The sequence below is a fragment of the Salinivibrio kushneri genome (genome assembly GCF_027286325.1).
GTDB classification, from domain to species: Bacteria; Pseudomonadota; Gammaproteobacteria; order Enterobacterales; family Vibrionaceae; genus Salinivibrio; species Salinivibrio kushneri_A.
The window spans coordinates 1,381,583-1,396,075 of record NZ_CP114588.1 but is presented as its reverse complement, the minus strand read 5'-3'; the positions used below and the strand labels follow the sequence as shown (position 1 = coordinate 1,396,075).

Sequence of the window (14,493 nt, the reverse complement as noted above, 5' to 3'; positions counted from 1 at the left end):
TGTGACACGACTTTGTGAAATAAAAGGTATTATCAGGGACCTGGCGAAGACGGCGAGATCCCTGATTTGCTTTTAGCGAGCCTATCAATGGCCGCTTTGCACGAGCGGTTATGGCTTTGGAATGGCGGTTCGCCATGCTTGCCACGCTTTTTTCCCCTCGCTATGCAATAAGAAATGACGTTGATTAGTTGCGATCGGTTGTAGGGGTTGGTCGTCTGGCGTCGAAAACGCAATCCCGCCTTTTAATAAGCTATCAATGGTGCCACTTTTCAGGTCCGCTCCCGTCAAGCCAATAGATACGTCGACCCCTGATTCATTCCAAAATACGGTGTTTTCACGGACAAGATGTGCGAACTGCGGTGCGATTTGTAGTTCGAAGACCACACGATCCGACAGCTCGCCCAACTGGACATTAGAGACTATACCCACTTCTATATCGCGATGTAACACGGGTGTGCCAGGGGCAATAGAGTGGCGCGCGTCGCTTTCCAGGATGAGTGTCAGCCCTTTTGGATATTTGGGCGAGTCATGAAGGGTGAATTGTTGGGTGAAGTCACCTTCTCCGGGAACCACTGAGATATAGGTGCCAAATAGCGAGTCCAAGTTCTCTGTTTTGGTGAGGCTGAGCACAGGTTGAGTCAGCCAAAAATAGCTACCGCTTCGCGCAAGCGCAGTTTTGTATTCAGGGTAGAGGCGAGCCTGAATGGTTACGTTTTCTTGTTCGAAATTAGGGCTTAGGGTGATCACCTCGCCAACATCGACCCCTTGATAACGGATCGCGCTACCCACTTTCACGCCGTTGGCCTGGTCAACCGTCAACCTGATATCAACACCGTATTGAGCAGCCTCTTGCTTTGAGGGGTAAAGCTTCCAATCTCCGTTTCGTTTATTACTAATACCAGGCATGGTGCCGAACGCAATACCACCGTTAACCAGTGAGCGTAACGAGCCTGTATTAATCTCGACACCGCTGAGGTTGGCTTTGATATCCAGCCCCGATTGATTCCAAAATACGGTTTGCGGATTAATCAGATGCTTATAGCGATTATTCACCGTAATGGCGATGGACACACTGCTGCCGTTAAGTTGATACCCTTCGACGTGGCCGACCACGAAATTTCGGTACATCACTGGGCTTCCCTCACTCACGCTGGGCATGCGACTGGCAATCAAGGTGAAACGTGTTTCACCGCGTGCATCTTGTTTGGCGTGCTTCGCTTGAATGGGGGAGGTGTAAAGCGGATACGTCTTTTTAACGCCTTTTGCTCCTTCGCTGGTAAAGCTTAACGCCGGATCAGCAATTTGCTCCATTGCTGGCACGACCACATTGAGGCCCTCACCACTGAACTCGCCAGTGATCCCACCAAGGATAAAGAATTGCGATTGTTGCTTCACCAAATGGCGATATTCTGGATAAATCACCACCTTTACCGTGACAGTGTCACTTTCATTGAGATCAACACGGTCGATAAAGCCCACTTGAATGCCGCGATGCAATACTTTGGTGTGCTGAGTTAAACCGTAGGCATCGTCTGCGGTTAAGGTGACTGTGAGCGCATTGGTGAGTTGCTTTTGCTGTTGGTGCCAGGTGCGGGCGGTGAATATATGGTCTGGTTTGGCTTTGTCGGCGTCTTGGGAGCCGGGGTTGAGGGCTAAATAGTTACCTAACACCAGGTTGCCGAGGTTTTTTAGTCCACTAAAGCCAATTTGCGGCTGTTCAACCTGAAAATACGTTTCTTGATTGAGCAACCACGTCATACTGGGATCAATCTGTGCGTGAGCAATCGGACGTGGCTGGTTTTTTCTTACCTCAATACGGGTTATCTCGCCGACTTCTAGGCCTTGATACGTGATTTTAGCGCCGGTCTTGGGAAGGCCGTGTTGCGCAGGCAGAGCTATCTGTATTGATTGACCTCGCGCTGCTTGTGCAAGGCTTTGATAAAGCTTAAAAGAGCGAGCGGTATCAGAGCGTGGGCTGGTGTCAGGCGAGTCAAAGGCAATGCCTCCGGCTATCAAACTGGCGACACTGTCTAGCTGTACGTCGACGCCAGATACATCAACATTGGCTTTCAAACCACTGACTGACCAAAAACGCGAGTCCGTTTTGATGAGATGGGCAAATGGTGGCTCAATCAATGCCGAGAGCGTTACCCCTTGTGCGTCTTCATCAAGTCGATAACTGTATATTTCACCAACGCGAATTTTGCGGTAATAAACAGGCGAACCGACATTTAATGAACCTAACGTCGGTGCGTGTAGCTTGACGGTGGTTCCGGCTTTCTCTGCCATATCGGTTGGCGGCTCATTGCGAGCGACAAAGGAAAGACTGGACTCACCATCACCTGGCTGCAGTGCAATGTAGTTTCCAGATACTAGGGTTTCCAGGCCACTGATCCCAGTGACCGAGGCGCGTGGTTTTACAAGCCAAAACTCGGTGCCACTTGTGAGCAGTTGCGTCGCCTCTGGATAGATATTGGCGTCAACGTAGATACCGTCTAAGTCATCCGCCAAGGTAATATTGCGTACCTTGCCCACTTCTAACCCTTGATAGCGGATGGTGGTCTGGCCGGCTTCTAACCCTTGCGCATCACTGAATAGGATTTGAATCCGTTGCCCCGCCTCACTGATGGATTGAAACAGCAGCCAAGCGGCCATCAGTAAGGCCAGCACCGGCAATATCCACAATGGAGAAAGGCCATAACTGGTTTTAACGATCGGTGAGGGTATGTCTTGTTTGTCGCTCATGATGATCCCATATCAAACGCGTATCAAGAAATTCGGTGGCAAGCATGGTTAATACCACGACTAAGCCGAAGGCAATGGCACCCGGTCCAGGCATAAAATCCATAATGCGACCACGATCGACCAAGGCGACCATAAACGCAATCACAAATAAATCCATCATTGACCATTTTCCAATCCATTTAACACCGCGATATAACCACATATGCTGACGAGGCGTGATAGACGTGGTGCAACGTAAGCTTATCAATATCAAACTCAGTCCAAGTATTTTGGCGACCGGCACGACGATACTGGCAGTAAAAATGATCGCTGCGATGCCAGGCATCCCATTATTAATCAGACTCGCGACGCCAGAAAAAATGGTGTCTTCAAGCCGAATGCCGTTGGAGAACAAAATGGAGATTGGGAACAGGTTTGCCGGAAACAGAAAAATGGTAGCAGTGATCAAACAGGCCCAGGTTTTTTGTTCGCTGCGTATCACGCGAGGATGGAGCACTTGATCACATCGCTGACATTTGGTGTCTTGCTTGAAGGTTTGCGTCAGTCCGCAGTGGTCGCAGCGCACCACAGATGCATGATTGGCAAGAGGCGTTGGCTGAGCAAACGCATCCCAATACCTTTGTGTGTTCACCCGTACGAGTAAGATAGACAGCAGAATTTGGATGACGGCGTAGCAACCCAGCCCGAGTGAGAAGTGTAAGGTGGCATAATCTTGAATCTTAAAACAAGCAATGGCCAAACTGACCATTAAAACGTCGGCCATTACCCAATGACGACTGTGAGCAATAACCTTAACGGCAGGACGAAACCATCGCATGGCTTGTCGGCGCCGTGATAGATGCATGATCAGTAGCGCACAGGTAAAAACGAGCGGTGCCAATGATGCGCAAAACACCACCAAACTGGCGACAAAAGGAAACTGAGACCAGAGTAGCGATGCGCCGGTTAGCACCGATGTGGTGATGGTTTTCCCCAACAAATCGATTGAGAGGAGGGGAAGAAGGTGCGCGGGCAAGAAGAGCAACAATACAGTGAGCGCTAGTGCGATTTCACCATTAAACGACAAGCGCCTCCCATGCGCCAGTTTGGTTGAGCAGCGTGGACAGATAGCAAGGTGGTCATAAGTTGTCTGGCATGGCTGTAACACCAGATCGCACCCCGAACACCTGACCAATGGTTGGAAGGTGGTAAATGGTTTGTCTGATGTCTGTGCCATGGTTTACTTTCCCGCTGCCTGTTGTATTTGCCCGTACAAGGTTTGATATACACCTGGCGCATTAACAAGTTCGCTATGCGTACCTTGTTGGGTGACTTGCCCTTCATCAAGTACGTAAATCACGTCTGCTTCCTTTACCGCAGAGAGGCGGTGAGCAACGATCAAGGTCGTCCGCCCCGCCAAAAATGTCTGCATGGCTTGATGTAATGCGCGCTCGGTGGCGGTATCCAACGCGGAAGTTGCTTCATCTAAGATCACCAGTTTAGGGTCACTCAGGAGCATTCGTGCAATCGCGACACGTTGTCGCTGACCGCCAGATAAACGGATCCCTTGGCGACCAAGTGGTGTATCGAGCCCGTCGGTGAGTTGTGTCACCACATCCCCCAATTGGGCGTGCTCAATAGCTTGCCACAGCGTGGTGTCGGCAAGATGACGCCCCAAGCATAAGTTGTTTCTCAACGTATCATTAAACAGCACTGGCTGTTGCAATACCACGGCAATTTGATGACGGAGGGCATCCATGTTGACATGGTTAATCGAGTGGCCGTTAAAGCGAATATCCCCTTGTTCTACCGGATACAGTCCTAACAGCAACTGAATGAGGGTTGATTTTCCGCCGCCACTGGCACCGACCAATGCCACACGCTGGCCGGCAGGGATATGCATACTCAAACCATTGAGTACCGATTTGTCCTCATCGTAGGAAAAGCGTAGATTATCAATCTCGACCGTTAAGCCTGAGGCCTGTGTGTAGGCGGTGATACGACTTGGATCAATGCCTGCAGGTCGACGAGGCTCTTCGGACAGTTGTAAAACCTCATTAATACGTGTCATCGCGGCTTTAGCACTATACCACGCAAATTGAATCCCGAGCAGCTCTTGCACTGGCCCGAGCATAAACCACAAATAGCCAAACACCGCAAACATCAGACCAATCGACAAATCGCTGAAAAAGACCATACCCATTGCTACTGCGCGGAAGAGCTCAAAACCTATCAAGAACATCAGAAACGATAAACGGCCTGCCGCTTCGGACTGCCAAGCATATTTGTCAGCACTGTTTTTAATCTCACTGGCACTGTGGTCGAGTTGACGCAAATACTCACGCTCTCGATTGGCGGCGCGAAGCTGATATAAGCCATCAAGGGTATCAACCAACCGCTGCTGAAAACGCTCAAAAGATTGGTTTTCTTGGGTTTTAAGGTGCTTAACACGCTGTCCTAGTGCACGGCTTAGCGCGACGACAACAGGGTTGATCAGCAAGATAAATAAACCTAATCGCCAATCTATCCATAGCAAGACCACAGCGGTACCGGTCACGGTTAATATACCGATGATAAATTTGCTTAGCGTGGTACCAATGAACTTATCGATGGTTTCGACGTCGGTGACAAGGTGAGACGTCAGGCCGCCACTCCCGCGTAATTCGTATTCACGCATACTGATCCGCCCGAGCTTGGCAATCAAGTGCTGGCGAATCTTGTAGGTAATCGCTTTGCCGACAAGCGTGAACTGGCGGCTTTGCAAAATATTGAGCCCTTGGCTAATCACACGCATTAACACCACAATCACCAATACAGAGGCGATATAAACGGCGGCGTGCTGCCAGTTCGTGGGAAGCAGGGTGTTGAGAACCTCAAGTCCCCAGTCTGGCTTGTCTAGCAGCACCTCATCGACCAATAACGGCATGAGCAACGGGATAGGGACACTGACCAAGGTTGCCGCAATCGCAACCACGTTTGCCCAAATGAGCCGGGTGCGATGAGGACGAGCTTGGTCAAGAAGCCAGCGCCAAGTGATCATAAATAGTGATACTCAATTGAAAAGTCGTTGGATTATTTCTATTGTAATGGTCTTGTTGTTTGAGATGCAGTGATTTATGGAAAACAAAGCTGATTTTTACCGCTTGTTAACGCAACAGGCGGTTGCTTTATGCGAAGGGGAACCGAACCTTATCGCCAAACTTGCCAATGTGAGCGCCTTATTAAACAGCCAACTGGATGATATCAATTGGGTAGGCTTTTATCTCGACGAGGGAGAAGAACTGGTGCTCGGTCCGTTTCAAGGTCAACCAGCCTGTGTACGCATTCCCTATGATAAAGGGGTATGTGGCGCCGCCTACCGCCAAGATACCGTGATGCGAGTGGAAGATGTGCATGCCTTTGAAGGACATATCGCGTGTGATGCGGCGAGTAACTCTGAAATTGTGGTACCTGTTCGGGTTAATGGCCAATTGCAGGCAGTACTGGATATTGATAGCCCAAGTATCGGTCGCTTTGACCAAGAAGATGAACATGGACTGGCTACCTTGGTCAAAGAAATGCAAAAACACTTGTGATTTCGCCAATCTTGGTAGTTTTTTCATATCAGGTATCTATAATACGCACCACTTTCATACTTAAATACACGTAGATACGCTGCTGTGGTCAACCTCAGCAGGCCAGGAAAAAACATGGAAAATACTGAAAAGCTCGCGAACAGCAAAGAAGTCATTGCCTATATTGCTGAACGTTTCCCTAAATGTTTTACTGTTGAAGGCGAAGCCAAGCCATTAAAAATTGGTATTTTTCAAGATCTTGCGACACGTCTTGAAGGCGATCCCAAGGTAAGCAAAACCCAATTGCGCGCCGCGCTTCGTCAGTACACGTCTTCCTGGCGTTATCTGCACAGCGTGAAACCAGGGGCGTCACGCGTTGATCTTGATGGCAATGCGTGTGGCGAGCTTGAGCAAGAGCATATCGACCATGCTGCGCAGACCTTGTCAGAAAGCAAAGCGCGTGCGGCAGAGCGTCGTAAACAGCAACAAGCGAAAAAGTCAGAAGGCCAGGCGAAAAATGCGGGTAAGACTGCACCAAAAGGTAAGAAGGCGGCCGCGCAATCAGCGAAAGGCCGTACAAGTAAACCAAAGCCCGCTAAAATGACTAAGAAAGAGAGTGAGCCACGTCGCGAACTCAGCGCCAACGATGTTGTCGTAGGTAAAGACGTGAATGTGAACATGGGCAACGGTAATCTGCCAGCGACCATTGTTGAAATTAACAAGGATGAGGTGCGTGTTCGCCTGACTAACGGGTTAACCATGTTAGTAAAAGCGGAGCACCTCAGCGCCTAAAGGAGACTCCTCGACGCATGTTTTGTCGACGCCGCGTTTCGGCTATCGCTGCCAGCTTGATGCTGGCAGCCTCTGCCCAGGCTGTAGAAGCCAATTTCCAACTCAGTGAACTACCTTCACTGTCCGCTGAACCCCAACACGAAACCGCTTCCAAGCGTGTAACTTCTCGATTTACTCGTTCTCATTATAAGCAGTTTGCGCTGGACGACGCTTTTTCGGCGGCGATTTTTGATCGCTACTTGGAGACACTCGACTACAACCGCGTGTTTTTAACCCAAGATGATGTTGAACGCCTATCGCGCTGGAAAACACGCTTAGATGACCAACTTAAGTCGGGTGAGACAGAAGCAGCGTATGCCATTTACAATCGTGTATTGAAAAAGCGCTTTGAGCGATACCAGTACGCATTAAAAGTGTTGGATAAACCTTTTGATTTTTCCGCCGATGAGAGCATGGTGCTGGATCGCACGGAGCTGCCATGGGCGGCTGACGAGGCCGAACTAGATGCTATCTGGGATAAACGGGTTAAAAATGATGCCTTGAACCTGCGCTTGACGGGGAAAGAGGATGAAGAAATCCGAGAGACCCTAGGCAAGCGTTATAACAGCGCCTTGAAGCGTTTAACGCAAAGCCATAGCGAAGATGTGTTTCAGGTCTACATGAATGCCTTCGCGCGTGAAGTTGACCCACATACTAGCTATCTATCCCCACGCAATGCTGAGCAATTCCAATCGGAAATGAATTTATCCCTGGAGGGGATAGGGGCGGTGTTGCAAATAAAAAATGAATACACAGTGATTCGTTCTCTCGTGGCCGGTGGTCCTGCATCCAAGTCCAAACAGCTTTCACCCGGCGACCGTATTATTGGTGTGGGCCAAGAAGACGAAGCCATTGTTGATGTGATTGGCTGGCGATTGGACGATGTGGTCGAGCTGATTAAAGGCCCTAAAGGCAGTGAAGTTAAGCTGAAGATCTTACCCGAAGGGGCGAACGCTAAAAGTTACAACGTCACACTTACCCGTGATAAAATACGCTTAGAAGATCGTGCGGTAAAATCTGAAGTGATCGAGCGCGGTGATGAAAAAGTCGGCGTATTAACAGTACCCGGATTTTACGTCGGGCTGGCTGATGACACCAAAAAAGAGATCGCGAGCCTCAAAGAAAAGGGTATCAGCGGTATCGTCGTAGACTTGCGAAATAACGGTGGTGGTGCGCTGAGTGAAGCAACGGCGCTCAGTGGCTTATTTATTGATAAAGGGCCTATCGTACAAGTCAGAGACAGCTATGGGCGAGTGAAAGTCAACAGTGATACGGACGGTAAACGTTTTTATGACGGCCCGATGACGGTATTGATTAATCGCTACAGCGCTTCCGCTTCGGAGATTTTCGCGGCCGCTATGCAAGATTATGAGCGTGCCGTGGTGATTGGCGAGCAATCTTTTGGTAAAGGGACCGTACAGCAGCACCGTTCTTTGAATCATATCTACGATTTATTTGATAAGCCGCTGGGTTATGTGCAGTACACGATCCAAAAGTTTTATCGAGTTAGCGGTGGCAGTACCCAAAACAAAGGTGTGGTGCCCGATATTACGTTCCCTTCACCCGTCTCGCCGGATGAAACAGGCGAGAGTGTTGAGGAGAATGCACTACCTTGGGATCGGATTGAAAAAGCGGATTATCAACCAAGGTCGCTGTCTTCGTCGCTGGTAAGCACGTTGAGTGAGAGGCATAAAACGCGAATCAAAGACGATCGCGAATTCGACTTCATTCGCCAAGACATTGCACGTTACCAAGAAGAGAAAGATCAAAATACGATCTCTTTGAATGAGGAAAAACGCCGCAAAGAAATGGATCGGGAAGACGAAGAGCGCTTAGCGCGGTTGAATGCGCGTCAGGAAGCACTCGGAGAGCCTCCTTTCAAAACGCTCGACGATGTACCTAAAGACTACGAAGAGCCAGATGCATACTTAGATGAAGCCGCGAGCATCACAAAAGATTTGGCTAACCTTCTTTCAGCCAGCCGCTAAGCGTCAGTACGGCATACGGTCTTTTAGAACGGCATCGGAATCCCAAGCCTAGGCAGTTCGCCTAGGCTTTTTTTATGACGTTATGGTGACAGCTAGGCGGTGTTAACCATTAGAAAACGAGATCTTACTCAAAAAAATGCATAAAACTGAGAAGTCAGTCTAACCTTATCGTTAAGGCATCATTGCCAATGAGGGGGAAGGTATGCGTTGCTTATTGGGTGTTTTTCTGACCTTAGTGGTGGCATTGCCAGTACGGGGTGACGACTTAGCGCGATTTGATGTCCCGTTACTGCTTGGTCAATGGTATTGGTTTAGTGCTGAGGAAGACTCAACTGCCAGCCACCCTTACAAAGCGATTAACCTCTCTTTTAATTCTCACTATGAATTTCGTATTGATATGTTACGTCGTGATGGGCAGCTCGAGACCGCTACAGGCAGTTATGCGGTGAATCATCAAGCATTAAGGTTGTACGACGGGCAGGGAGCTGATCAAGTGCATGCCTACCAGTTAAACCATAATCAATTGCAGCTTCAGGGAGCCGTGTTTACCAAACTGCTACCTGACGATCTATCGGGCGTGTGGCGCTCAAACAGCATTGAAGGGGATGATGTGAGTGAAGAAGTAGATGGTGTCTCGCTTAAACTTCGCCCTGACTTCCTCTTTGCGATGCAAGTTCGCGGTAACGATGGCCGCTCCATTACCCACCGCGGTGTATATTTGGTGGAAGGTGATAACCTAATGCTGATTTACGAGGAGGGGCGTCACTCATCACAATATCAACTTGCCTCTGACACATTGCGTTTAACCAATGACGTATTTGGTATGGAGGCGGTGCTGCAACGGCAAAGATAGCCCTGGTTATATTATCAGTAGGAGAGATTTGAGCGAAAAAGGTCGGTGATAATACCGACCTTTTTTGTGAGCGAATGATTAACTGGGAGAATCACTCAGGCAATTTAAACGCTGCTTTTAATGCGGATAGGTGGTTGTCGTCTTTACAAATAGCTTTATTGGGCTCGTCAGATATTTTAGCGACCGGCTTGCCCTGGCAACTGGTGAGTTTGATTACCACGTTGAGTGTTTTCACATTGGGCAGATCGCAGGTTAGCTGTGTCCCTATTCCAAATGAGGTTGTGGCTTTATCGGCAAAATGTTGATAAATCTGCACCGCTTTGGCCAATGTTAGGCTATCGGAGAAGACCAGCGTTTTGTCCTTGGGATCAATACCCTGTTCCCGATAATGCGCAAGCGCCTTTTCGCCCCAGGTAATAGGGTCACCACTGTCATGGCGCAACCCGCTAAAGGCGTGGCAAAGTGAACGATCAAAGTCGTGTAAAAAAGCGTCCATGTTAATGCAGTCGGTTAACGCAATACCCAGAGTTTCCGGATACTCTTGCAACCACACCTGCAATGCCAGTTGCTGCGAGTCGGAGAGTTGACCAGCGAGTTGTTGGTGCGCTTGAAACCATTCATGTGCTTGAGTGCCAACAGGCGTGAGCCCAAGCTGCTTGGCCAACCATACGTTAGATGTTCCTCGTAAAGGCGGATAGATAGCGTGTAGGCGAGTCACTACCGCTTGGTGCACCTCACGAGAAAACCGTCGTCGTGTGCCAAAGTCCACTAACTGAAATCCTTCAGCAAAGCCATCCTTTGGTAGATGTGTAAGCTTATCATCGAGACGCGCAAGCGCGTCATTGACCGTGTGATGAGGGTAGCAGGCGCGATTTCTCAACTCACAAATGATAGCGAGCAAAGGTACTTCCCACAGAATAACCTCTTGCCAAGGCCCGCTAATGTGAATGGCCAGTTGGCCGTCTTCAACGCCAACAGCCACTTGGTCAGGATCGAATTGAAAGCGGGATAAAAACGTCAAAAAGTCGGTGTGATATAGGCCGAGAGCGGCGAGGTAATCAAGCTCGTCGGGTTGAAAACGCAGTGTGGCCAGATAATTGATGTGCTCAACCACTTGCTCACATAGGTAAGATAGGTCTTCATCACTGCGACAGTAAAAGTCCGCGGTAACTTGGACATCAGGATAATGATGGAATACAGCTTGCTGCATATTGATTTTATAAGCATCAGTATCCAAAAGCGATGTAATGATCGGATTGTGCATGCGTGGTGAACGCCTTACGGGTTACAAAACGAAATGAGCGCCATAGTACCGCAATTTCTATAAAATTTAACCGTCGTCACATTATATTTCAGTCCGGATTGGCAGGCTGCGTTGACATTATGCAGTGTTTATTGGATGTAAACGCAAACATTTGATAACAAATTGTTAAATCTATAGTCATCTATGCCAAGCCGCGGTATGGTATGGCATGCAAAAATCGCCCTTGGGCGAATGAATACAGTTCGTTGGCTGAGGTACACTCGATAAAAAGGAAACGACATGTCTCAACAACCCACCGCCAAATACCGTGATGATTACCGTGCACCGGATTTCACGATTACAGATATCAATCTTGAGTTTGATCTCAATCCGAACAACACCCTGGTGACTGCCGTTAGCCAGGTAAAAAGCCTAAATGATAACGCTACGGATCTCGTGTTAGACGGTGACGCGCTAACGTTGGTACGCTTAGATATCAATGGTGACCCTTGGACGGCTTACAGTGAAGAAGCGGGTAAACTGATTATTCGAGACGTTCCCGCCGCGTTCACATTAACCGTCCAAACCCAGCTTGACCCGGAAAACAACACCGCGTTAGAGGGGCTCTATATCTCGGGCGGGGCGTACTGCACCCAGTGTGAAGCGGAAGGATTTCGCCGGATCACTTATTATCTCGACCGTCCCGATGTGTTAGCGCGCTTTACTACTAAGGTGATTGCGGATAAAGCAAACTATCCATACTTACTCAGCAATGGTAACAAGATCGCGTCTGGTGAATTGGAAGGTGGCCGACACTGGGTTGAATGGCATGACCCTTACGCCAAGCCCAGCTACCTATTTGCGCTGGTGGGTGGTGATTTTGATGTGTTACGCGATTCGTTCGTTACCCGATCTGGCCGAGATGTGGCCTTGGAAATTTTTGTTGATAAAGGCAATTTGGATCGTGCCGATCACGCGATGACCTCACTCAAAAACGCAATGAAATGGGACGAGGATCGGTTCGATCTTGAATACGATCTGGATATCTACATGATCGTTGCCGTTGACTTCTTCAACATGGGGGCCATGGAGAATAAAGGCTTAAACATCTTTAACTCCAAATATGTATTGGCAAACTCAGAAACCGCAACCGACACCGATTATCTTGGCATCGAAGCGGTCATTGGTCATGAGTACTTCCATAACTGGACCGGGAACCGAGTGACATGCCGTGATTGGTTCCAGCTAAGCCTTAAAGAAGGGCTAACGGTATTCCGAGACCAAGAATTTTCGTCTGATTTAGGCTCGCGCTCGGTTAATCGTATCAATAACGCACGCATTATGCGTGGCCCACAGTTTGCTGAAGATGCCAGCCCTATGTCTCATCCGATTCGACCGGAGAAGGTGATCGAGATGAACAACTTTTACACCCTGACGGTGTATGAGAAGGGCAGCGAAGTTATCCGCATGATGCATACTATTTTAGGTGAAGCAGGCTTCCAAAAAGGGGTCAAGCTTTACTTCGATCGCCATGATGGTACCGCAGCAACCTGTGATGATTTCGTTCAAGCGATGGAGGATGCCTCTGGGATTGATTTGACCCAGTTCCGTCGTTGGTATAGCCAGTCGGGAACCCCAGTGCTCAGCGTCTCATCGACTTATGATCCTGATAGCAAACAATTAGCACTGCATGTGTCTCAGCACACCCCGCCAACGGCGGATCAACAGGAGAAGTTGCCGCTTTATATCCCATTAGATATCGAGCTGTATCGTCGTGATGGTAGTGTGATTAAGTTACAGCGTCACGGTGAGAGCGTTTCCAATGTGCTCGCGGTAACCGAGACAGAGCAAACCTTTATTTTTGATGAGGTTGATCAGCAACCTGTGCTATCACTGCTGCGCGAGTTCTCGGCGCCGGTGAAGCTGGATCACGATTATCAAGATGAGGAATTGGCGTTCTTATTGCAACATGCCCAGAATGACTTTGCGCGATGGGATGCGGGTCAGAGCTTATTGGCCAAACACATTAAAGCGAACGTCGCACGGGTACAAAACGAACAGCCCATTGATGTACCTCTGTCTGTGATTGATGCGTTCCGTGGCGTACTACTCAGTGACAACACGGATCCGGCTTTGATTGCAGAAGTGCTTAACCTTCCAAGTGAAACCGAAGTGGCAGGGTGGTTTGATACTGTTGACGTTGATGCTATTCATCAGGTGATGGCGGCGTTCAAGCAGCAGTTTGCGGATCACATGGTTGATGAGTTTGACGCGGTATACCGTCAGTATGCCCAACCCGAGTATCAAATCACCCACAAAGCCATCGGTGAACGCGCGCTGCGTAACGCGTGCTTGAGTTATCTCGCCCACTCCGAAAATGGCAACACTCAGGTAGAGCGCCATTATCAAGATGCGAACAACATGACGGATACCATGGCCGCATTGAACGCTGCTAATACGGCGCAGTTACCCTGCCGTGAGCCATTAATGAAAGATTTCAGTGATAAGTGGCAGCACGATGGGTTGGTGATGGATAAATGGTTCATGCTGCAAGGGGCAAATCCAGCAGACAATGCCCTTGACCAAGTTAGAGCACAAATGGATCATCCGGCCTTTACCCTTAAAAACCCCAATCGTGTTCGCAGCTTAGTGGGCGCTTTTTGCAACCGAAACCCTGCGCGCTTCCACGCTAAAGACGGCAGTGGCTACCGGTTTTTGAAAGAGATTCTAGTGATACTCAACCAATCCAACCCGCAGGTGGCATCACGGCTGATTGATCCTATGCTAAAACTGGCGTATTTCGATCAAGATCGTCAGGCGAAGATGCGCCAAGTGCTGCAAGAGTTAGCCGATATGGATAACCTAGCTGCCGATCTTTATGAAAAAGTTGAGAAAACACTTGAGCAGTAAGAAACGATTTGGGATAAAATTACCCAAGCGTTAGCAAGTGTGAAAAGCCGTCCACCTTGGGCGGCTTTTTGATTTAGGTGGTATATTGGGTAGCGATGTCACAGTGATAGGTTAAGCGGCAGACATGGAGTACTATTTTAACGTTTACATTGCTTATTCAGAATATCAACACTACTACAGTGGCGCCGCGGCCAATGTGGTGGTGACGTCCGATCAGGGGCTGCGTTTGCAAATTCCCGCTTCGCGTTTTCGTCCTTTCTTGTCACAACTCGGTATACGCGGGCGTTTTAAACTGGTGACAGACGCGAATCATAAGTTCCAATCTCTGATGCGGGTTACTTAGTGGCAGCCGAGTAAAGCCTCACCAATTCTTCTGTTTAAATAGCCACA

Annotated in this window: 10 protein-coding genes; 6 read left to right on the top strand and 4 right to left on the bottom strand. The window is 48.9% G+C overall.

Annotated features, from left to right (window positions below; all coding sequences use genetic code 11):
• Positions 1–108: 108 nt before the first annotated feature.
• The 3 genes from N8M53_RS06610 to N8M53_RS06600 are packed head-to-tail and all read right to left on the bottom strand — an operon-like array spanning position 109 to position 5,764.
• Entirely contained in the window at positions 109–2,745 is a 2,637-nt protein-coding gene (locus tag N8M53_RS06610; protein ID WP_269579945.1) for a PqiB family protein, read from the bottom strand.
• Entirely contained in the window at positions 2,708–3,961 is a 1,254-nt protein-coding gene (locus tag N8M53_RS06605) for a paraquat-inducible protein A (protein ID WP_269579944.1), read from the bottom strand. The genes N8M53_RS06610 and N8M53_RS06605 overlap by 38 nt, the downstream gene beginning before the upstream one ends.
• A gap of 3 nt (positions 3,962–3,964) precedes the next feature.
• Positions 3,965–5,764 (bottom strand): ABC transporter ATP-binding protein, encoded by a 1,800-nt coding sequence (locus N8M53_RS06600; RefSeq protein WP_269579943.1) that lies wholly within the window; start codon positions 5,762–5,764, stop codon positions 3,965–3,967.
• Positions 5,765–5,840: 76 nt separating this feature from the next.
• On the opposite strand from N8M53_RS06600, the gene N8M53_RS06595 reads away from it, so the two are divergent.
• The 4 genes from N8M53_RS06595 to N8M53_RS06580 all read left to right on the top strand — a co-directional run bounded on the left by N8M53_RS06595 (position 5,841) and on the right by N8M53_RS06580 (position 9,950).
• Entirely contained in the window at positions 5,841–6,299 is a 459-nt protein-coding gene (locus N8M53_RS06595) for a GAF domain-containing protein (RefSeq protein ID WP_077772348.1), read from the top strand.
• Positions 6,300–6,413: 114 nt separating this feature from the next.
• On the top strand, positions 6,414–7,070 hold the full coding sequence (gene proQ, locus N8M53_RS06590; protein WP_077772349.1) for an RNA chaperone ProQ: 657 nt from the start codon (positions 6,414–6,416) through the stop codon (positions 7,068–7,070).
• A 17-nt stretch (positions 7,071–7,087) separates the two neighbouring features.
• Complete coding sequence (gene prc, locus N8M53_RS06585) at positions 7,088–9,097, top strand: carboxy terminal-processing peptidase (RefSeq protein WP_269579942.1); 2,010 nt, start codon at positions 7,088–7,090, stop codon at positions 9,095–9,097.
• A 202-nt stretch (positions 9,098–9,299) separates the two neighbouring features.
• Positions 9,300–9,950 (top strand): hypothetical protein, encoded by a 651-nt coding sequence (locus N8M53_RS06580; RefSeq protein ID WP_269579941.1) that lies wholly within the window; start codon positions 9,300–9,302, stop codon positions 9,948–9,950.
• A 91-nt stretch (positions 9,951–10,041) separates the two neighbouring features.
• On the opposite strand, the gene pncB is transcribed toward N8M53_RS06580, so the two are convergent.
• Positions 10,042–11,214 (bottom strand): nicotinate phosphoribosyltransferase, encoded by a 1,173-nt coding sequence (gene pncB, locus N8M53_RS06575; RefSeq protein WP_269579940.1) that lies wholly within the window; start codon positions 11,212–11,214, stop codon positions 10,042–10,044.
• 279 nt (positions 11,215–11,493) lie between these two features.
• Between pncB and pepN the strand changes: the two genes are divergently transcribed.
• Both pepN and N8M53_RS06565 read left to right on the top strand, forming a co-directional pair.
• Positions 11,494–14,103 carry an aminopeptidase N gene (gene pepN, locus N8M53_RS06570; RefSeq protein ID WP_269579939.1) on the top strand — a complete coding sequence of 870 codons (2,610 nt, stop codon included), beginning with the start codon at positions 11,494–11,496 and terminating at the stop codon, positions 14,101–14,103.
• Between the two features lie 124 nt (positions 14,104–14,227).
• On the top strand, positions 14,228–14,446 hold the full coding sequence (locus N8M53_RS06565; protein ID WP_269579938.1) for a DUF2835 domain-containing protein: 219 nt from the start codon (positions 14,228–14,230) through the stop codon (positions 14,444–14,446).
• The last annotated feature ends 47 nt before the right edge of the window (positions 14,447–14,493 follow it).

Bases quoted from the DNA above. Each gene is read 5' to 3' on its own strand.
- N8M53_RS06610 (WP_269579945.1), bottom strand. From the start codon at position 2,745: ATGAGCGACAAACAAGACATACCCTCACCGATCGTTAAAACCAGTTAT.
- N8M53_RS06605 (WP_269579944.1), bottom strand. From the start codon at position 3,961: ATGGCACAGACATCAGACAAACCATTTACCACCTTCCAACCATTGGTC.
- N8M53_RS06600 (WP_269579943.1), bottom strand. From the start codon at position 5,764: ATGATCACTTGGCGCTGGCTTCTTGACCAAGCTCGTCCTCATCGCACC.
- N8M53_RS06595 (WP_077772348.1), top strand. From the start codon at position 5,841: ATGGAAAACAAAGCTGATTTTTACCGCTTGTTAACGCAACAGGCGGTT.
- proQ (WP_077772349.1), top strand. From the start codon at position 6,414: ATGGAAAATACTGAAAAGCTCGCGAACAGCAAAGAAGTCATTGCCTAT.
- prc (WP_269579942.1), top strand. From the start codon at position 7,088: ATGTTTTGTCGACGCCGCGTTTCGGCTATCGCTGCCAGCTTGATGCTG.
- N8M53_RS06580 (WP_269579941.1), top strand. From the start codon at position 9,300: ATGCGTTGCTTATTGGGTGTTTTTCTGACCTTAGTGGTGGCATTGCCA.
- pncB (WP_269579940.1), bottom strand. From the start codon at position 11,214: ATGCACAATCCGATCATTACATCGCTTTTGGATACTGATGCTTATAAA.
- pepN (WP_269579939.1), top strand. From the start codon at position 11,494: ATGTCTCAACAACCCACCGCCAAATACCGTGATGATTACCGTGCACCG.
- N8M53_RS06565 (WP_269579938.1), top strand. From the start codon at position 14,228: ATGGAGTACTATTTTAACGTTTACATTGCTTATTCAGAATATCAACAC.